This window comes from Intrasporangium calvum DSM 43043 (assembly GCF_000184685.1).
In the GTDB taxonomy this organism is placed as follows: domain Bacteria; phylum Actinomycetota; class Actinomycetes; order Actinomycetales; family Dermatophilaceae; genus Intrasporangium; species Intrasporangium calvum.
Genome location: NC_014830.1, coordinates 1,360,618 through 1,379,255 on the forward strand (window position 1 = coordinate 1,360,618; position 18,638 = coordinate 1,379,255).

Annotated in this window: 14 protein-coding genes and 2 rRNA genes; 9 read left to right on the forward strand and 7 right to left on the reverse strand. The window is 68.3% G+C overall.

The genetic code is table 11. The features are described from left to right. Positions 1 to 298 precede the first annotated feature (298 nt). The 4 genes from INTCA_RS06110 to INTCA_RS06125 all read left to right on the forward strand — a co-directional run bounded on the left by INTCA_RS06110 (position 299) and on the right by INTCA_RS06125 (position 5,254). A 23S ribosomal RNA gene (locus INTCA_RS06110) occupies positions 299 to 3,428 on the forward strand. A gap of 80 nt (positions 3,429 to 3,508) precedes the next feature. Beyond that, positions 3,509 to 3,625: ribosomal RNA gene (gene rrf / locus INTCA_RS06115) — 5S ribosomal RNA — on the forward strand. Between the two features lie 100 nt (positions 3,626 to 3,725). Beyond that, positions 3,726 to 4,097 carry a cupin domain-containing protein gene (locus INTCA_RS06120; protein WP_013492051.1) on the forward strand — a complete coding sequence of 124 codons (372 nt, stop codon included), beginning with the start codon at positions 3,726 to 3,728 and terminating at the stop codon, positions 4,095 to 4,097. Continuing rightward, complete coding sequence (locus INTCA_RS06125; protein WP_013492052.1) at positions 4,094 to 5,254, forward strand: adenosine deaminase; 1,161 nt, start codon at positions 4,094 to 4,096, stop codon at positions 5,252 to 5,254. The genes INTCA_RS06120 and INTCA_RS06125 overlap by 4 nt, the downstream gene beginning before the upstream one ends. A gap of 58 nt (positions 5,255 to 5,312) precedes the next feature. On the opposite strand, the gene INTCA_RS06130 is transcribed toward INTCA_RS06125, so the two are convergent. The 4 genes from INTCA_RS06130 to deoC all read right to left on the reverse strand — a co-directional run bounded on the left by INTCA_RS06130 (position 5,313) and on the right by deoC (position 9,427). After that, entirely contained in the window at positions 5,313 to 5,951 is a 639-nt protein-coding gene (locus tag INTCA_RS06130; protein ID WP_174411521.1) for a uridine kinase family protein, read from the reverse strand. Positions 5,952 to 6,064: 113 nt separating this feature from the next. Beyond that, positions 6,065 to 6,952, reverse strand: coding sequence for an aldehyde dehydrogenase family protein (locus INTCA_RS06135; RefSeq protein WP_013492054.1), 888 nt, complete (start codon positions 6,950 to 6,952; stop codon positions 6,065 to 6,067). Next, positions 6,949 to 8,424, reverse strand: coding sequence for an aldehyde dehydrogenase family protein (locus tag INTCA_RS06140; RefSeq protein WP_013492055.1), 1,476 nt, complete (start codon positions 8,422 to 8,424; stop codon positions 6,949 to 6,951). The genes INTCA_RS06135 and INTCA_RS06140 overlap by 4 nt, the downstream gene beginning before the upstream one ends. A 16-nt stretch (positions 8,425 to 8,440) precedes the next feature. Continuing rightward, positions 8,441 to 9,427 carry a deoxyribose-phosphate aldolase gene (gene deoC / locus INTCA_RS06145; protein ID WP_013492056.1) on the reverse strand — a complete coding sequence of 329 codons (987 nt, stop codon included), beginning with the start codon at positions 9,425 to 9,427 and terminating at the stop codon, positions 8,441 to 8,443. Positions 9,428 to 9,548: 121 nt separating this feature from the next. Between deoC and INTCA_RS06150 the strand changes: the two genes are divergently transcribed. Further along, complete coding sequence (locus INTCA_RS06150; protein ID WP_234424013.1) at positions 9,549 to 10,217, forward strand: PH domain-containing protein; 669 nt, start codon at positions 9,549 to 9,551, stop codon at positions 10,215 to 10,217. A gap of 302 nt (positions 10,218 to 10,519) precedes the next feature. On the opposite strand, the gene INTCA_RS06155 is transcribed toward INTCA_RS06150, so the two are convergent. Beyond that, positions 10,520 to 12,208 (reverse strand): phospho-sugar mutase, encoded by a 1,689-nt coding sequence (locus INTCA_RS06155; protein WP_013492058.1) that lies wholly within the window; start codon positions 12,206 to 12,208, stop codon positions 10,520 to 10,522. Next, complete coding sequence (locus INTCA_RS06160; RefSeq protein ID WP_013492059.1) at positions 12,208 to 13,041, reverse strand: purine-nucleoside phosphorylase; 834 nt, start codon at positions 13,039 to 13,041, stop codon at positions 12,208 to 12,210. The genes INTCA_RS06155 and INTCA_RS06160 overlap by 1 nt, the downstream gene beginning before the upstream one ends. A gap of 114 nt (positions 13,042 to 13,155) precedes the next feature. Here INTCA_RS06160 and INTCA_RS06165 point away from each other — a divergent pair, with 114 nt between their 5' ends. Together INTCA_RS06165 and INTCA_RS19820 are read left to right on the forward strand one after the other, a co-directional pair. Beyond that, positions 13,156 to 14,565 carry an NAD(P)H-quinone dehydrogenase gene (locus INTCA_RS06165; RefSeq protein WP_041307325.1) on the forward strand — a complete coding sequence of 470 codons (1,410 nt, stop codon included), beginning with the start codon at positions 13,156 to 13,158 and terminating at the stop codon, positions 14,563 to 14,565. Positions 14,566 to 14,662: 97 nt separating this feature from the next. Further along, complete coding sequence (locus tag INTCA_RS19820; RefSeq protein ID WP_013492061.1) at positions 14,663 to 15,070, forward strand: antitoxin; 408 nt, start codon at positions 14,663 to 14,665, stop codon at positions 15,068 to 15,070. A 115-nt stretch (positions 15,071 to 15,185) separates the two neighbouring features. Here INTCA_RS19820 and INTCA_RS06175 read toward each other — a convergent pair whose 3' ends face one another. Continuing rightward, complete coding sequence (locus tag INTCA_RS06175) at positions 15,186 to 16,988, reverse strand: acetyl/propionyl/methylcrotonyl-CoA carboxylase subunit alpha (RefSeq protein WP_013492062.1); 1,803 nt, start codon at positions 16,986 to 16,988, stop codon at positions 15,186 to 15,188. A 117-nt stretch (positions 16,989 to 17,105) separates the two neighbouring features. On the opposite strand from INTCA_RS06175, the gene INTCA_RS06180 reads away from it, so the two are divergent. Further along, complete coding sequence (locus INTCA_RS06180) at positions 17,106 to 17,975, forward strand: aldo/keto reductase (RefSeq protein WP_013492063.1); 870 nt, start codon at positions 17,106 to 17,108, stop codon at positions 17,973 to 17,975. Positions 17,976 to 18,037: 62 nt separating this feature from the next. After that, positions 18,038 to 18,574 (forward strand): DUF3806 domain-containing protein, encoded by a 537-nt coding sequence (locus INTCA_RS06185; protein ID WP_013492064.1) that lies wholly within the window; start codon positions 18,038 to 18,040, stop codon positions 18,572 to 18,574. Positions 18,575 to 18,638 lie beyond the last annotated feature (64 nt).

Here is an 18,638-nt window from a genome sequence, read left to right on the forward strand (position 1 = left end):
TGTCCCCGAGTGTGGGGCAGCGGGTGCTCGAGGGTGGAACATCGATTATTTGGCGCCGTCATGTTGCGGGTGCTGGCAAGTACTGGCCGTTTGGAGCCCTTGGGTGGGTGAGGTCGTGGAAAGCTGGTCCGTGGGGTGGGGGTGTCTGACACGTTGTTGGGTCCTGAGGGATCGGGCGAGCGCATAGCTTGTCGGGTGCTTCTGGTGTGGGCCTCGTGGATGGTTCGGTGGTTGCCGGGCCGGGTGCGGGGTGCCGGTTGTATGTTGAGAACTTCACAGTGGACGCGAGCATCTTTGTGGCCAAGTTTTTAAGGGCACACGGTGGATGCCTTGGCACCAGGAACCGAAGAAGGACGTAGGAATCTGCGATAAGCCTCGGGGAGTCGATAACCAGACTGTGATCCGAGGATTTCCGAATGGGGAAACCCGGCTGGAGGCAAGTCCAGTCACCCGCGCCTGAATATATAGGGCGTGTGGAGGGAACGTGGGGAAGTGAAACATCTCAGTACCCACAGGAAGAGAAAACAACAGTGATTCCGTGAGTAGTGGCGAGCGAAAGCGGAAGAGGCCAAACCGGGCGTGTGTGATAGCTGTCAGGCGTTGCACGTCCGGGGTAGTGGGACCTCTCGGTCGGGACTGACATCCCGGCATGGAGTAAGAAATCTGCGTCATAGTCGAAGAGCATTGAATGGCTCGGCATAGAGGGTGCGACCCCCGTAGACGAAATGGCGTGGACTCCAGAGGGGGATCCCAAGTAGCACGGGGCCCGAGAAATCCCGTGTGAATCTGGCAGGACCACCTGCTAAGCCTAAATATTCCCTGGTGACCGATAGCGGACAAGTACCGTGAGGGAAAGGTGAAAAGTACCCCGGGAGGGGAGTGAAATAGATCCTGAAACCGTGTGCCTACAATCCGTCGGAGCCTCCCCCCGTTGGGGGTGTGGGGTGACGGCGTGCCTTTTGAAGAATGAGCCTGCGAGTTAGTGCTCAGTGGCGAGGTTAACCCGTGTGGGGGAGCCGTAGCGAAAGCGAGTCCGAACAGGGCGCCCATAGTCGCTGGGTCTAGACCCGAAGCGGAGTGATCTACCCATGGCCAGGTTGAAGCGCAGGTAAGACTGCGTGGAGGACCGAACCCACTTAGGTTGAAAACTGAGGGGATGAGCTGTGGGTAGGGGTGAAAGGCCAATCAAACTCCGTGATAGCTGGTTCTCCCCGAAATGCATTTAGGTGCAGCGTCACGTGTTTCTTACCGGAGGTAGAGCTACTGGATAGCTAATGGGCCTCACCAGGTTACTGACGTTAGCCAAACTCCGAATGCCGGTAAGTGAGAGCGTGGCAGTGAGACTGCGGGGGATAAGCTCCGTAGTCGAGAGGGAAACAGCCCAGATCACCAGCTAAGGTCCCTAAGCGTGTGCTAAGTGGGAAAGGATGTGGAGTTGCTGTGACAACCAGGAGGTTGGCTTAGAAGCAGCCACCCTTTAAAGAGTGCGTAATAGCTCACTGGTCAAGTGATTCCGCGCCGACAATGTAGCGGGGCTCAAGCACACCACCGAAGCTGTGGCATTGACATACTGCTCGGCCGTGACACCTGAGGGTTCACGGTCCAGGCGTGTTGATGGGTAGGGGAGCGTCGTGTGGCCAGGGAAGCGGCGGAGTGATCCAGCCGTGGAGGCCACACGAGTGAGAATGCAGGCATGAGTAGCGAAAGACGGGCGAGAAACCCGTCCGCCGAATAACCAAGGGTTCCAGGGTCAAGCTAATCTGCCCTGGGTAAGTCGGGACCTAAGGCGAGGCCGACAGGCGTAGTCGATGGACATCCGGTTGATATTCCGGAACCGGCGAAGAACCGCCCCTGACGAGGCATGTGATGCTAAGTGCCTGAAGCGCGCCCACCGACCCTTCGGGGTCACCGGGTGCGTGGAGCGCACGAACCGAACTTGTAGTAGTCAAGCGATGGAGTGACGCAGGAAGGTAGCCGCCGCGTGGCGATGGTAGTCCACGTCCAAGGGTGTAGGGCGAGGTCCAGGCAAATCCGGACCTCATACAAGCCTGAGACCTGATAGTGACCGCGTATGCGGGAAGAGGGTGATCCTATGCTGCCGAGAAAAACTTCTAGCGAGGTTCGAGCCGCCCGTACCCCAAACCGACTCAGGTGGTTAGGTAGAGAATACCAAGGCGATCGAGTGAATCGTGGTTAAGGAATTCGGCAAAATACCCCCGTAACTTCGGGAGAAGGGGGGCCCTGATCGTGACGGAACTTGCTTCCCGAGCGTGATCGGCCGCAGAGACCAGGGAGAAGCGACTGTTTACTAAAACACAGGTCCGTGCCAAGTCGCAAGACGATGTATACGGACTGACGCCTGCCCGGTGCTGGAACGTTAAGGGGACGGGTTAGCCGCAAGGCGAAGCTCAGAACTTAAGCGCCAGTAAACGGCGGTGGTAACTATAACCATCCTAAGGTAGCGAAATTCCTTGTCGGGTAAGTTCCGACCTGCACGAATGGCGTAACGACTTCTCCACTGTCTCAACCACGAACTCGGCGAAATTGCACTACGAGTAAAGATGCTCGTTACGCGCAGCAGGACGGAAAGACCCCGGGACCTTTACTACAGCTTGGTATTGGTGTTCGGTACGGCTTGTGTAGGATAGGTGGGAGACTGTGAAGCCGTCACGTCAGTGATGGTGGAGTCAACGTTGAAATACCACTCTGGTCGTTCTGGATATCTAACCTCGGTCCGTGATCCGGATCAGGGACAGTGCCTGGTGGGTAGTTTAACTGGGGCGGTTGCCTCCTAAAAGGTAACGGAGGCGCCCAAAGGTTCCCTCAGCCTGGTTGGCAATCAGGTTTTGAGTGTAAGTGCACAAGGGAGCTTGACTGTGAGACAGACATGTCGAGCAGGGACGAAAGTCGGGACTAGTGATCCGGCGGTGGCTTGTGGAAGCGCCGTCGCTCAACGGATAAAAGGTACCCCGGGGATAACAGGCTGATCTTGCCCAAGAGTCCATATCGACGGCATGGTTTGGCACCTCGATGTCGGCTCGTCGCATCCTGGGGCTGGAGTAGGTCCCAAGGGTTGGGCTGTTCGCCCATTAAAGCGGTACGCGAGCTGGGTTTAGAACGTCGTGAGACAGTTCGGTCCCTATCCGCTGTGCGCGCAGGAAACTTGAGAAAGGCTGTCCCTAGTACGAGAGGACCGGGATGGACGAACCACTGGTGTGTCAGTTGTTCCGCCAGGAGCACCGCTGATTAGCTACGTTCGGAAGTGATAACCGCTGAAAGCATCTAAGCGGGAAGCACGTTTCAAGATGAGGTTTCCACGGCCGCAAGGCCGAGAGGCTCCCAGCTAGACGACTGGGTTGATAGGCCGGATGTGGAAGCACAGCAATGTGTGGAGCTGACCGGTACTAATAAGCCGACAACTTGACCAACAAAGATGCTACGCGTCCACTGTGCGGTTCCCGAGATACAAACGGGGAACCCACCCACTGAATTGATATCTCCATAGAGTTACGGCTGCCATAGCGAAGGGGAAACGCCCGGCTCCATTCCGAACCCGGAAGCTAAGCCCTTCAGCGCCGATGGTACTGCACTGGTGACGGTGTGGGAGAGTAGGACGCAGCCGGACAACTTTTGAAACGCCCCACCGACTTTCGGTGGGGCGTTTCGCATGTCCGCGCCAACTATCGCGCCGTGTGGACGGAGGCGCCGGGGCGTAGGGTGGCTTCGTGCCTGAACTCGTCCAAACTCCGACCCGCATCCCTGTGCCTGGGGGCAAGCTCATCGAGGAGCACGTCGGGCAGGTGACCACGCCCGGCGCGAACCTGCAGGCCTCCGTGTCGGTCGCCCACATGAAGGCCCCGGCAGGGTGGTCGGAGCCGTACCAGACACCGACTTTCGACGAGATCACGCTTGTCCTCGCAGGTCAGGTCATCGTCGATCACGAGGGTGGCCGGCTCGAGGTGGAGGCCGGTCAGACCGTCATCACCCGCGGCGGCGAGCGCATTCGGTACTCGTGCGGAGCAGAGGGCGCTGAGTATGTCGCGGTGTGTGTTCCGGCATTCTCGGCCGAGACGGTGCACCGTGAGGAGATCGGGTGAGGCCAGAGACCACCCGAAGGGCGCCCAAGGTCCTGCTCCACGACCACCTGGACGGGGGCCTGCGCCCGGAAACCATCGTCGAGCTGGTGCAGCAGACCGGCCAGGCCAACGACCTGCCCCGGCCGGATGCCGAAGGGCTCCGTGCCTGGTTCCAGGAGAGTGCTGACTCCGGGTCGCTGCCCCGGTACCTCGAGACCTTCGTGCACACCCTTGCGGTGATGCAGACCGCCGATGGTCTCCGGCGGGTCGCCCGGGAGTGCGTCGAGGATCTCGCCGCCGACGGCGTCATCTACGCAGAGAGCCGCTATGCGCCTGAGCAGCACCTCGCGCAGGGCCTCTCGCTCGAAGAAGTCGTCGAAGCGGTCAACGCCGGCTTCCGGGAAGGCGAGGCGGTGGTTGCCGAGGGAGGTGGCCAGATCCGGGTCACTGCGCTCTTGACGGCGATGCGCCAGGCAGCGATGTCGGCGGAGATCGCGCGGCTGGCGGTCCGCTACCGCGACGACGGGGTGGCGGGCTTCGACATCGCCGGAGCGGAAGCCGGCTATCCACCTACGCGTCACCTCGATGCATTCGAGTATCTCCGGCGCGAGAACGCCCACTTCACGATCCATGCTGGTGAGGGGTTCGGACTGCCCTCGATCTGGGAGGCGATCCAGTGGTGTGGGGCTGACCGCCTGGGCCACGGGGTTCGGATCGTCGACGACATCAGCATCGGGGGTCGGTCGTTCGGTGACTGGGTGGCGCACCGACGGAACGATCCACGTGCCCTGGTTGAGGTCGATCTCTCTGAGGTACGCCTGGGGCGCCTCGCCGCCTACGTCCGGGACATGCGGATCCCCCTGGAGATGTGCCCCAGCAGCAACCTGCAGACCTCGGCGGCACTGTCGATCGCCCTCCACCCGATCACGCTGCTCAAGCGCCTGCGCTTCCGCGTCACGCTGAACACCGACAACCGGCTCATGAGCGGGACCTCGCTCAGCCGGGAGGCCCAACTGCTCTCTGACGAGGCAGGGTGGACCTTGGCCGACCTGAGGTGGGTGACGATCAACGCGATGAAGTCCGCCTTCATCCCGTTCGACGAGCGACTCTCGCTCATCGACGGCGTGATCAAGCCTGGTTACGCGGCCCTCGGTTATGCCGGTGAGCCGGTGAGCTGACCTCGAGGTCCGCCAGGACGGCGTGTGGGCGCAGTGCGCCTGCGCCAGAGTGCGCCGCTCATCGTGGCAGGGACGTTGCCCCGGACCACGACTGAAGCTCCTGCTCGGCCTCGCGCGGGCCGACGCAGCGGGCACCGTGGGTCTCAGCCTGCGCGATGATCCGCGGCTCGGCTCGCAGCAGGGCCAGTCCGCGTCGGAGGAGGATGTGAGGGGGCTTCCGCCGTTCGGAGAGGTCGCGCACCAGCCGGAGGAGGAAGGTCACCCACCGGGAGCGGCGGACGCACAAGGTGGCGGCGAGCAGGCCCTCCGCACCAAGCGGCTCAGCCAGCCGCGCGGCGAACAACCCCTCGGCGACGATGTAGGAGTCCGGGGTGCCCGAGACGAGGTGACGGCCGGTGACTCTGGACGCGGAGATGTCGTAGATCGGCACCTCGGCCGCACCTGTTTCGACGAGCGTCCGCAACGCCACGACGGCGCGCTGCGCGTCCCAAGAGTCGACGTGGTCCCAGTCGGGGATGCCGAGTGGCGACCTCGGTAGGTCGGGGTCGTCGACCTCGCGGTAGAAGTCGTCGAGACGCACCACGGGCCAGCCGAGCCTGGCGTTGAGCCGGGCGGCCAACCGGCTCTTACCCGCACCGCTCGGACCGGTAAGAAGGATGACGCGCCGACGCGTCGCCGCCCTCGATGTGGGCGGTATGCCGCTGGGCTGGCTCCCCGCCGCAGCGACGGTCTCACCGTGGCCCGGGGCCCGATCCCCGGAGGTTGGGTCGCTGCGGCCCCCACCGGACACCGTCGTGCGCCCGCCGTCGCTCACAGGCCCTTGGGGTGCCAGACCGTCTTCGTCTCGACGAAGGCGCGGATCCGGTCCAGGCCCGGACTGGCGGACCAGTCCGGCTCGACCGGACGGCCATCCGAGAGGGCGGGGCGCAGCACTCGCTTGAGGTTGCCTGCGGCCTCGGCCTCGAGCGCTCCCCAGTCGACGCCGTCGGCGCCCGCAGCTCCGGTGAGGTCGATGGCGTTGACGTCCCGGTGCGAAGCGAGCCACGGTGCCACCTCGGCCGTCTTGGCGGTGATGAGGTTGACGACGCCACCCGGGACGTCCGAGGTGGCCAGCACCTCACCGAAGGTGATCGACGGGAGGGGCCGGCCTGCGGAGGTGAGGACGACAGCGGTGTTGCCCGTCGCGATCACCGGAGCGACGACTGAAACGAGGCCGAGCAGCGAGGACTCTTGGGGAGCCAGGATGCCGACGACGCCGGTCGGCTCGGGGCCGGAGACGTTGAAGAACGGCCCGGCCACCGGGTTGAGGTTACCGAGGACCTGAGCGACCTTGTCGGTCCAGCCGGCGTACCAGACCAAGCGGTCGACTGAGGCGTCGACGAGGGCGCCGGCTGCCTTCGCGGCCAGCCCCTCTCCGGCGCCGACCTCCTCGACGAACTGGGCCCGGCGACCCTCGAGGACCTCGGCCACGCGGTACAGCACCTGACCCCGGTTGTACGGGGTCGCCCCGGCCCAGCCGGGCTGGGCCGCCCGCGCGGCGACCACCGCGTCGCGGACGTCCTTGCGCGAGCCCATTGACGCATTGGCGAGGAACGCCCCGCTGGCTGACACGACCTCGTACGAGCGGCCGGACTCGCTGCGCGGGAACTTCCCGCCGATGTACAGCTTGTACGTCTTGCGGACGTCGAGGCGGGTCATCGGGGGGCTCCTGTCGTCACAGCGGAGGTGGACGTCGTCACGTAGGCCTCGAGGCCGTGCCGCCCACCCTCGCGTCCGTACCCTGACTCCTTGTAGCCGCCGAAGGGAGACGTGGGATCGAAGCGGTTGAAGGTGTTGGCCCACACCACGCCGGCCCGCAGCTGGTCCGCCATCCACAGGATCCGCGAGCCCTTCTCGGTCCACACGCCGGCGGAGAGGCCGTAGGAGGTGTTGTTCGCCTTGGCCACCGCCTCCTGAGGGGTCCGGAAGGTGAGCACCGACAGGACGGGACCGAAGATCTCCTCGGTGGCCACCCGATGGGTCTGGGAGACACCCGTCAGGACGGTGGGTGGGAACCAGAAGCCCCGGGCGGGGAGCGTGCAGTCGGGGCTCCAGCGCTCGGCGCCCTCGGCGACGCCGGCGTCGACCAGGGTCGTGATGCGGTCGAGCTGGGCACGGCTGTTGATCGCGCCGAGGTCGCTGTTCTTGTCCATCGGGTCGCCGACGCGCAGGGTCTCGAGCCGCCGCTTGAGCCGCCCGATGACGGCGTCGTGGACGCTTTCCTGGACGAGCAGCCGGGACCCGGCGCAGCACACCTGACCCTGGTTGAAGAAGATGCCGTTGACGATGCCCTCGACGGCTTGGTCGATGGGCGCGTCGTCGAAGACGATGTTCGCTGCCTTCCCGCCGAGCTCGAGCGTGGCCTTCTTCGCGGTGCCGGCAATCCGGCGTGCGATCGCTTTGCCGACCTCGGTCGATCCGGTGAAGGCGATCTTGTCGACACCGGGGTGTTCGACCAAGGCCTCGCCGGTGCGTCCGTCACCGGTCACGATGTTGACGACGCCCGGAGGTAGGTCGGCCTGCTCGCAGACCTCGGCGAAGAGCAGGGCGGTCAGGGGGGTGGTCTCGGCCGGCTTGAGGACGACGGTGTTGCCGGTGGCCAGGGCCGGGGCGATCTTCCAGGCCAGCATGAGCAGCGGGAAGTTCCACGGGATGATCTGGCCGACGACACCGTGCGGGCGCGGGGCCACCCCACCGGTGGGGGCGAGGCCGGCGAACTCCAGCTTGTCGGCCCAGCCGGCGTGGTAGAAGAAGTGCGCGGCAGCGATCGGCACGTCGACGTCGCGGGTCTCCTTGATCGGCTTGCCGTTGTCCAGCGTCTCGAGGACGGCGAACTCGCGCGCCCGCTCCTGGAGGATCCGGGCAATCCGGAAGAGGTACTTGCCCCGCTCGGCTCCGCTCAGACGACCCCAGACCTCGTCGAAGGCTCGCCGGGCTGCGGCGACCGCCTTGTCGACATCCTTGGGGCTCGCCTGGGACACCTCGGCGAGGACGGTCTCGTCGGCGGGGTTGATCGTCTCGAAGGTGTCCTTGGGCCGCGTGAAAGCGCCGTCGATGTAGAGACCGTACGACTTCTTGAGCGTGACGACGGCCCGTGACTCGGGCGCGGGTGCGTACTCGAACTTCGACATCAGCACGTTCTCCCGGTCAGTCGATCGTCACGTAGTCGGCGCCCGAGTAGGCGCCAGTCGCGAGCTTGTGGCGTTGCAGCAGCAGGTCGTTGAGCAGGCTCGAGGCGCCGAAGCGGAACCAGTCGGGTGACAACCAGTCGTCCCCGGCGACCTCGTTGACCATGACGAGGTACTTGATGGCGTCCTTCGACGTGCGGATGCCGCCTGCTGGCTTGACCCCGACCTGGACACCGGTCAGCTCACGCCAGTGCCGCACCGCCTCGAGCATGACGAGCGTGACCGGCAGGGTCGCCGCGGGGGAGACCTTGCCCGTGGAGGTCTTGATGAAGTCACCCCCGGCCAGCATGGCGAGGTAGGACGCACGGCGGACGTTGTCGTAGGTGACGAGCTCACCGGTCTCGAGAATGACCTTGAGGTGAGCGTCGCGACATGCCTGCTTCACCTCGGTGATCTGGCTGAACACCGTCAGGTAGTCACCCGAGAGGAAGGCGCCCCGGTCGATGACCATGTCGATCTCGTCCGCTCCTGCCTCGACCGCGGCCCGCGTGTCTGCCAGCTTGACGGCCAGGGCGGCTCGGCCCGACGGAAACGCGGTCGCCACCGCCGCCACGTGGATCCCGCTGTCGCCGAGAGCCTCTTTGGCAGTGGCCACCATGTCGCCGTAGACGCAGATGGCGGCTGGGTGCGGTGTCGTGGGATCGAGCGGGTCGGGCACCCGAGCCTTGGCACACAGGGAGCGAACCTTCCCGCGCGTGTCCGCACCCTCGAGCGTGGTGAGGTCGATCATCGAGATCGCGGTGTCGATGGCCCAGGCCTTGGCGGTCGTCTTGATGGAGCGCGTGGCGAGTGAGGCCGCTCGCGCTTCACAGCCGACCTGGTCGACGCCGGGAAGCCCGTGGAGCCAGGAGGTGAGCGCCCGGTTGGTCAGCCGCGAGACGCCGAGCAGGTCCCGCGCCCCAGCTGTGAGGTCCTGGACGGCGTGTGCCGTGGTGCTGACTGTCACCCCGGGAGTCTACCGGTGAGTCGGGTGGGCCGCTCCCAAGTCGGGGGCCGCCAAGGTCCCGCGAGCGGTGGCCGTCGTGAGACAGTCGAAGGAGAGCGCGGGGAAGGACGAACGAGTGACGATGAGCGGGGGCGGGCCGTCGCCGATCGACCCCCAGCGCCCGGGGTCCGCCGACGGGGCGGGCACTGCGACCTTGCGCCCCGCATCTTCTGTTGCTGTGGGCGCGGTCGGTGCCCTTGCTGGGGTGGCTCTGCTCGTGCCGGCCCTCGCCACCCCGGACCGGGACTGGGTGGTGGTCGCCTCCATCGTCCTGGCCTTGGTTCTCTTGTGGCTGTTCGTCGTGCGCCCTCGTGCCCAGCTGAGCCCCGACGGCATCCGGCTGGTCAACCCGCTGCGCGTCGTCGACCTGACCTGGCCTGCCATCGAGGAGGTCCGGTCCCGGTGGGCGCTGGAGCTCCTGTCGGCCGGGCGACGCTACACGGCTTGGGGCGTACCAGCTGACCCGGGGCGTCCCCAGCACGGCAGGTCGACGCTCGCCTCCGCCTCGAACGCCGTGACCACCCACGCGGTGGAGGCGGGGACTGTGCGGCCCGCCGAGCACCGACCCAAGGCCGAGGCGCAGACGGTCGCCGCCGAGATCGAGCGGCGGATCGCCGCCGACCGGCTCCGGCCACGCGAACGGCCCTCCCCGGTGGTGCCACCGGGGAGGGTCCAGTCGTGGGACGGCTTCGCCGTCGCGCTCCTCGTGGGGGCGGTCGCGTTCTTCGTCGTGGCTGTGCTCGTCCTCTGACGAGTGCGTCCCGTCGGATGCCGCTGGGCTCGCTCCCGGAGTCCGGCGCTCCTTCGGCGTCGGCCGCGGGATGGCAGAGGACGCGGCAGAGGACGCGGCAGGAGACCGGCAGGGGAATCGGGATGGGTCATGTTCGCGAACCACAGATGCTGGCCGGCCTGGTTGGCGCTCAGGGCGGGGGGCGCGGGCTGGGAGGAGCAGCGTGGGGGTCGACGTGGACCCACACCGAGCGCGGTCTGGGCCCGGACCGTCATCGCGGTCTGGGCGCGGACCGTCAGCGCGGACACCGACGCATCCGGACCTTAGGGCAGTGCGGTGAGCTGCTCGAGCTCCGACCGGATCGTGGCCAGCCGGCCGGCGGCCGCCGCTTGTGCCTCCCGCAGCCCGGCGCGGTCCGGGACCGGCTCGATCACCTCGAGGTAGATCTTCACCTTGGGCTCGGTCCCGCTCGGCCGGACGATGATGCGCGAGGCGTCGTCGAGGTGGTAGCGCAGTCCTTCAGTGGGCGGGAGGGCTCCGAGACCGAGGGACAGGTCGTCCATCCGGGCGACGTCCCGGGCCGCCAGGGAGGTGACTGGAGCCTCGCGGAGTCGGCGCAGCAGGAGCTCGGACTGGGCCAGGTCGGACACGCGGACGGAGAACGAGTCGGTTGCATGGACACCATGGGCGACGGCCAGGTCGTCGAGGAGGTCGGTCAACCCCCGACCCTGCGACTTGAGGGTCGCCGCCAGCTCGGCCAGGAGGAGAGCCGCGCTCACGCCGTCCTTGTCGCGGACGAGGTGCGGGGCGACGCAGTACCCCAGAGCCTCCTCGTAGCCATAGCGCAGGCCCTCGACCCGAGAGATCCACTTGAAGCCGGTCAGTGTCTCCTCGTGCCGGATCCCCGCCGCGGCGGCGATGGCGCCGAGGAGTCGAGACGAGACGATCGAGCTGGCGAAGACGTCGCCGGGCTCGACGCCGCGGTTCACCAGGTGCGCGCCGAGCAGTGCTCCGACCTCGTCACCACGCAGCATCCGCCAGTCGCCGAGAGCGGGGTCGAGCACCGCTGCGGCGCACCGGTCGGCATCGGGGTCGTTGGCGATGACCAGGTCGCAGGCCTCGGAGCGGGCCAGCTCCAGGGCGAGGTCGATGGCGCCCGGCTCCTCGGGGTTGGGAAAGCGGACGGTGGGAAAGTCCGGGTCCGGCAGGGCCTGCGCGCCCACCGGTGTCGGCGGTCGGAAACCCGCCCGCACGAAGGCGGTCGCGAGCGTGGTGTGCCCGACGCCGTGCAGGCTCGTGTGGACGCAGCTGAGCTCTCGCGGGGAGTCAGGGGCGACCACGGTGACGATGGCTGAGATGTAGTCCTCGACGATGGAGTCGTCGAGCGTTCGCCACCCCTCGGTGGCTCGCGGAACGCTGGCAACGGACGGCACGGCGGCGATCCGCGCCGCGATCTCGCGGTCCGACGGAGGGACGATCTGGCTGCCGTCGCCGAGGTAGACCTTGTAGCCGTTGTCCTCGGGCGGGTTGTGGCTCGCGGTGACCATCACCCCCGCATCGGCGTCGAGGTGACGGATGGCGAAGGCGAGGACCGGGGTGGGCAGGGGCCCCGGGAGGAGGATGGCCCGGCCACCCATGCCCTCGACGACCGCGGCCGTGTCGCGGGCGAAGACGTCGGAGCTGTATCGCGCGTCATATCCGATGACGACGGTCGGAGCCGCCCCCGGCCGCCCCACCGCCTGCAGGTGCGCGACGAGCCCGGCCGCCGCGCGGATCACGACACTGCGGTTCATCCGGTTGGGACCGGCGCCGAGGGCACCTCGCAGACCAGCAGTGCCGAACTGCAGCATGCCGGAGAACCGGTCGGCCAGCTCGAGCCGTGACTGCGCCGACCCCAGCTCGACCTGGTCGATGAGCCCGTCGAGCTCGGCCCGGGTGGTGGCGTCGGGGTCGTCGTCGCGCCACGTGCGGGCGGACTGAACCAGGTCCGGCGCGCTGGCCGCCGTCCGCATCACAGCCTCCCCACGATGCCGGCGAGGAGCCGGGCGCAGCGGCCCGCCGCAGCCTGGCCTGCTTCGAGAACCTCCTCGTGGCTCAGCGGACGGTCGCTGATCCCGGCCGCGAGGTTCGTCACGAGCGAGATACCGAGGACGTCGAGCCCCACCTGACGGGCTGCGATCGCCTCGAGGCTCGTCGACATGCCGACGAGGTCACCGCCGAGGATCTTCGCCATCCGCACCTCCGCGGGCGTCTCGTACTGCGGTCCGCGGAACTGGACGTACACGCCCTCGTCCAGGGACGGGTCGACCTCGCGGGCGACCTGCCGCAGGCGTGGCGTGTAGAGGTCGGTCAGGTCGACGAAGTCGGCGCCCTCGATCGGCGACAGTCCCGAGAGGTTCAGGTGGTCGCGGATGAGGACCGGCGTGCCCGGCTCCCACGCCGGGTTCAGCCCGCCACAGCCGTTGGTGAGCACCACCGTGGTGCAACCCGCTGCGTGTGCGGTCCGGACGGCGTGCACCACCGGCCGGACGCCCCGCCCCTCGTAGACGTGCGTGCGGGTGCCGTAGACCAGCGCCCGTCGCCCCGTGTCGCCGATCGCGATCGACCGCATGGTGCCGGAGTGACCGGCGACGGCGCCCGCGTGGAAGCCGGGCACGTCCGCGTGGTCCACCGTGGCCAGGGTCTCGCCGATGAGCTCGCCCGCCTCGCGCCACCCCGACCCGAGCACGAGAGCGATGTCGTGGCGGTCGGCGCCGGTGCGCTCGGCGATGACCCCGGCGGCGTGTCGGGCCACCTCGAAGGGATCAGTGGTCGGGTCGTTCAGGTCGATGGCGCTGATGCTCACCCTCCGGACTCTAGCGACGCCAGCCGCACGGAGGTGATGGCCACGGCCCGGAAGGTGGCTTCTGCCGGGACCGAGCCCAGCGGCATACGGCTGCGTCGGTGGTTGGATGGACGGGTGATCACCCGAGAGACGTCCGTTGTCATCATCGGAGGCGGCCCCGGCGGCTACGAGGCGGCGCTCGTCGGCGCCCAGCTCGGCGCCGACGTCACCATCATCGAACGCCTGGGACTCGGCGGTGCGGCCGTGCTCACCGACTGCGTGCCGAGCAAGGCGCTGATCGCCACGGCTGACTACATGTCCGACTTCGAGGTGGCCGGCGGGCTCGGTGTCCACCTCACCGACCACGAGGGCGACGTGGTCGAGGACGTCGTCGCCCAACCCCAGCTGGTCAACGAGCGGATCCTCTCGCTCGCCGCGGCCCAGAGCGAGGACATCCACGGAAGCCTGACCGACGTCGGCGTGCGGTTCATCCGCGGCGCCGGTCGGGTGACAGCCAGGGACCGGGTGGTCGCCCGACCCGACGCGCCGGACGAGGCGACCCAGGAGCTCGCCGCCGACGTCATCCTCGTCGCCACCGGCGCGACGCCCCGCATCCTGCCCTCGGCCGTGCCCGACGGGGAGCGCATCCTCACCTGGCAGCAGATCTACTCGCTGACCGAGCTGCCCGAGCGCCTCGTCGTGATCGGCTCCGGCGTCACCGGCGCCGAGCTGGCCCAGGCCTTCCTCGGGCTCGGCTCTCAGGTCGTGCTCGTCTCCTCCCGCGACCACGTCCTGCCCGGGGAGGACACCGACGCCGCCACGGTGATCGAGGAGGTCTTCCGCAAACGCGGTATGGAGGTGCTCAGCCGGGCCCGCGCAGCCGGGGTCGACCGCACCGAGAGCGGAGTCGTCGTCCGCCTCGAGGACGGCCGGACCGTGGTCGGCAGTCACGCGCTGCTCGCCGTGGGAGCGATCCCCGCGACCCGTGGCCTCGGTCTCGAGGAGGTCGGCGTCGACCTCACCGACTCGGGCCACATCACCGTCGACCGCGTCTCGCGGACGTCCGTCCCGGGGATCTACGCCGCAGGCGACTGCACCGGCGTTCTCCCGCTCGCGTCGGTCGCGGCGATGCAGGGCCGGATCGCGATGTGGCACGCACTGGGCGACGCCGTCACACCCCTCAATGTCCAAGGGGTCGCCGCGACGATCTTCACGGAGCCCGAGATCGCGACGGTCGGCATCGGGCAGGTGGCCGCGGACGCCGAGCCCGACGTCGAGTCCGTCATGCTTCCGCTGGCGCGCAACCCCCGGGCCAAGATGCAGGGGATCACCGACGGCTTCGTCAAGCTGTTCTGCCGCAAGGGCTACGGGACGATCCTGGGTGGGGTCGTCGTCGCGCCGAAGGCGTCCGAGCTGATCCACCCGGTCGCGCTCGCCGTCCAGAACCGCCTCAACGTCGACCAGGTGGCCAGCACCATCACCGTCTACCCGTCGCTCTCGGGCTCGATCGCGGAAGCCGCGCGGCAGCTCCACCAGTCGCAGTGACGCGGTCGGCGAAACCCGGGTCAGGACGAGGGCCCCTGCAGTCCCGCGGCAGCGTAGCGTCAGGGTGACCCGAACCCGACACCAGAAGGCGGACACCATGAGCGGCTGGATCGACAAGGCCAAGGACTTCATCAAGGGCCATCCCGAACAGGCCCGAGACGCCCTCGAGAAAGGGGAGGACCTGGTCAACGAGCGCACTGGCGGGAAGTACTCCGAGCAGGTCGACCAGGGATCCGACGCCCTGGGGGACCAGCTGGGGCTCCCGCCGGAGGCCGAGGACGTGCCCGCACCTGCGCCGGCACCCGAGCCGGCACCCGAGCCGGCACCTGAGCCTGGGCCCGCGCCGGCACCGGAGCCCGTGCCGGCCCCGACCCCCACCGAGGCCGGCCCTACGGGGAGTGACACCGGCACGGCTCCGGGGACCGGTACGGCCGGGGGAGAGGTGCCGGACCTCCCGTCACAGGGCGACATCACCCTCGGCGACCCGCCGCCGTCCAGGTCCTGAGCCTCGAAGAGCACTTTGTCCCCCGACACGCGCCGGCCGAGACGGCCAGCGAGGGGACAACGTGCTCGTTCGAGGTGCGGTCAGCGAAGGGACGAAGTGCTCTTTCGATAGGCGGTCAGGCCTCGGGGGCGGCGTCCTTGATCTCGGCCAGGACGGCGCCCGAGGTGACCGTCTCGCCGACCGCAGCCTTGAGGCCGGTCAGGACCCCGGAGCGGTGGGCGTTGATCGGCTGCTCCATCTTCATCGCCTCGAGGACGATCACCAGGTCGCCCTCGGCGACCGTCGCACCCTCCTCGACGGCGATCTTGACGATCGTGCCCTGCATCGGCGCCGTGAGCGAGTCGCCCGAGGCCGCGGCGCCGCCCTTGCTGCTGCCGGAGCGCTTCGGGGCCTTCTTCTTGCCCTGGCTGCCCGCACCCGCGCCGCCGCCCAGGCTCAACCCTCCGGGCAGTGAGACCTCGAGCCGCTTGCCACCCACCTCGACGACGATGGTCTGTCGCTCAGCCACGTCCTCACCGTCGGTGTCCGCGGCAGCCGGCCCAGCCGCATACGGCGGAACGGTGTTGTCCCACTCCGTCTCGATCCACCTGGTGTGCACCCGGAACGGCGACCCGTCGGAGGGCGCGAACGCGTCGTCGGCGACGACGGCGCGGTGGAACGCCGTCACCGTCGGCATGCCCTCGATGACCAGCTCGTCGAGCGCGCGGCGGGCCCGCTCGATCGCCTGGGTGCGGTCTCGGCCGGTCACGATGAGCTTGGCGATCATCGAGTCGAACGCTCCAGCGACGGTGTCGCCCTCGACGATGCCGGCGTCCCAGCGGACACCCGGACCCTGCGGCACGACCATGCGGGAGACGGTGCCCGGGGCGGGCAGAAAGCCGCGCCCGGCGTCCTCACCGTTGATCCGGAACTCGATCGAGTGGGCGTGCGGCTCGGGGTCGGTGAAGGTCAGGGCCTCACCGTTCGCGATCCGGAACTGCTCGCGGACCAGGTCGACACCCGTGACCTCCTCGGTCACCGGGTGCTCCACCTGCAGGCGCGTGTTGACCTCGAGGAAGCTGATCCCGCCGTCCTGCCCGACGAGGAACTCGCACGTGCCGGCGCCGACGTAGCCGGCCTCGCGGAGGATCGCCTTGCTGGCCCGGACCAGCTCGGCGTGCTGCGCCTCGGAGATGAACGGGGCCGGGGCCTCCTCGACGAGCTTCTGGTTGCGCCGCTGCAGCGAGCAGTCGCGGGTCGAGACGACGACGACGTTGCCGTGCTGGTCCGCCAGGCACTGGGTCTCGACGTGCCGCGGCTTGTCGAGGAACCGCTCGACGAAGCACTCGCCCCGACCGAAGGCCGTGACCGCCTCGCGCACCGCCGACTCGTACAGATCCGGGATCTCCTCGATCGTCCGGGCCACCTTGAGCCCACGACCGCCACCGCCGTAGGCCGCCTTGATCGCCACCGGCAACCCGTGCTCCTCGGCGAAGGTGACCACCTCGTCGGGCCCCGCGACCGGTTCCTTCGTGCCCGGGACCAGGGGCGCGTCCGCCTTCGTCGCGATGTGCCGTGCCTTGACCTTGTCGCCGAGCGCATCGATCGCGGCCGGCCCCGGCCCGATCCAGATGAGGCCGGCGTCGATGACGGCCTGGGCGAAGCCGGCGTTCTCGGCGAGGAAGCCGTAGCCGGGGTGGACCGCGTCCGCGCCTGCCTGCTTCGCCACCTCGAGCAGCTTCTCCTGCACCAGGTAGCTGTCGCCGGGCGTGGACCCGCCCAGCGCGTACGCCTCGTCGGCCACCTTGACGTGCAGCGCATCACGGTCCGGATCTGCATAGACCGCGACGGAACCGATGCCCGAGTCCTTGCACGCGCGCGCAATGCGGACAGCGATCTCACCACGATTAGCGATCAGGACCTTGCTGATGGAAGCCATGCGAGGGACTCTAGCGCCTCGGCGGTGCCCCAAATTGGGCCGTCCCCGCCATACCCGGCCCGGTGAAAGTGAGGTCCGGCACACCGCCGGGATCCCGCACCGCCTACCGTGGAGCGCATGTCCCCAGACCATGAGGTGCCCACCAGATCCCCCCTCTCGCTGGCTTCAACCGTCCCGCTTCGCCACGCGTCGGCCCCCGGCCTGGCCGTCCCCGTGCTCGGGTTCGGGGTGTGGGAGGTCCCGGACGAGGTGGTCGACTCGGCCTTCGCTCAGGCGCTCGAGATCGGCTACCGACACATCGACACCGCTCGCCTCTACCGGAACGAACCGGGGGTGGGGCGCGTCCTTGCCTCCACCACCGTGCCGCGCGACGACATCTTCGTCACGACGAAGGTGTGGAACGACGACCACGACAACGTGCCGGCCGCGTTCGACGCCTCGATGGCCCGCCTCGGGATCGACGTCCTCGACCTCTACCTGATCCACTGGCCCGCCCCGGCCCAGGACGAGTACGTCCGAGCCTGGACGGCCCTGCTCGAGCTGCAGCAGTCGGGCCGGGTCCGCTCAGTGGGGGTGTGCAACTTCCAGGTCGCGCACCTCGAGCGGCTCCGGGCCGAGACCGGGGTGCTGCCCTCGGTGAACCAGGTCGAGCTGAGCCCCTACCTCCAGCAGGAGGAGCTGCGCGCGTTCCACGCCGAGAACGGGATCGTCACCGAGGCGTGGAGCCCCCTGGCCGCACGGGCCGGCCTGCTCGAGGACCCGGACCTCGCCGCGGTCGCCGCCAAGCACGGGGTGTCGCCGGCGCAGGTGGCGCTGCGCTGGCAGCTCCAGCTCGGCCACGTCGTGCTGACCCGGTCGGTCCAACCCCGGCGCATCGAGGCCAACGCCGACCTCTTCGGCTTCGAGCTCGACGAGGAGGACCTGACGACGATCACGAGCCTGGACCGCGGGCTGCGCACGGGACCGGACCCGGACGCGTTCGGCTGACGTGTCCGGTGTCGCCGCGGCGGCCCCTAGGCCACCGGAGGCTCCGGCAGTACGTTGGCGCCATGGGCTTCTTCTCGCGCAGGAGCAAGGAAGAACGGGCCGGTGCTGACGACGCGCCGCGGCGGGCCGGCACCGAGGACGATGCGACCGGGGGCGTCGCCGCCGGACCCGGCCCGACCGTCGAGCTCGTCGACGGCCGGCCCGTCTCCTCGCCCTTGACGAGTGCCGAACGAACCCGGATCGCCCACGGCCTCGAGGTGTTGCGCGGCCAGGGCATCGAGATCGACGACCTCGCAGCCCTGGACGAGGCGTACGACCGCGCCTTCTCGGCGTACCGCTCCGGCGTGGGCCAGGACCCGGCTGACGTGGTCGAGACGTTCGGCATCGTGATCGGCGAGTACCTCGCTCGCCACAGCCACCGCGACTGGGCCGTCGTCACCGATGTCTTCGGCACCGACCTCGGTCTGGTCGACGCACGCGCCGACACGGTCATCGTGCCCCACAACATCGTCAGCGCCCGATGGATGCGCGGCGAGACCCGCTGGATCCCCGGCGTCGTCGAGCACCTCGTGAGCCTGCGCCCCCGCCCACCGGCTTAGGCTGGCATCCCGGGCGCAAGGGGAGCTGCGTGACCCCGTGGCTTGAGAAGGCCGTATGCCGCTG

Excerpts from the sequence above, each read along its gene's own strand:
- INTCA_RS06175 (WP_013492062.1), bottom strand. The coding sequence starts at position 16,988 with ATGGCTTCCATCAGCAAGGTCCTGATCGCTAATCGTGGTGAGATCGCT.
- INTCA_RS06135 (WP_013492054.1), bottom strand. The coding sequence starts at position 6,952 with ATGACCCGCCTCGACGTCCGCAAGACGTACAAGCTGTACATCGGCGGG.
- INTCA_RS06155 (WP_013492058.1), bottom strand. The coding sequence starts at position 12,208 with ATGCGGACGGCGGCCAGCGCGCCGGACCTGGTTCAGTCCGCCCGCACG.
- INTCA_RS06185 (WP_013492064.1), top strand. The coding sequence starts at position 18,038 with ATGGGCTTCTTCTCGCGCAGGAGCAAGGAAGAACGGGCCGGTGCTGAC.
- INTCA_RS06150 (WP_234424013.1), top strand. The coding sequence starts at position 9,549 with ATGAGCGGGGGCGGGCCGTCGCCGATCGACCCCCAGCGCCCGGGGTCC.
- INTCA_RS06180 (WP_013492063.1), top strand. The coding sequence starts at position 17,106 with ATGTCCCCAGACCATGAGGTGCCCACCAGATCCCCCCTCTCGCTGGCT.
- INTCA_RS06140 (WP_013492055.1), bottom strand. The coding sequence starts at position 8,424 with ATGTCGAAGTTCGAGTACGCACCCGCGCCCGAGTCACGGGCCGTCGTC.
- INTCA_RS19820 (WP_013492061.1), top strand. The coding sequence starts at position 14,663 with ATGAGCGGCTGGATCGACAAGGCCAAGGACTTCATCAAGGGCCATCCC.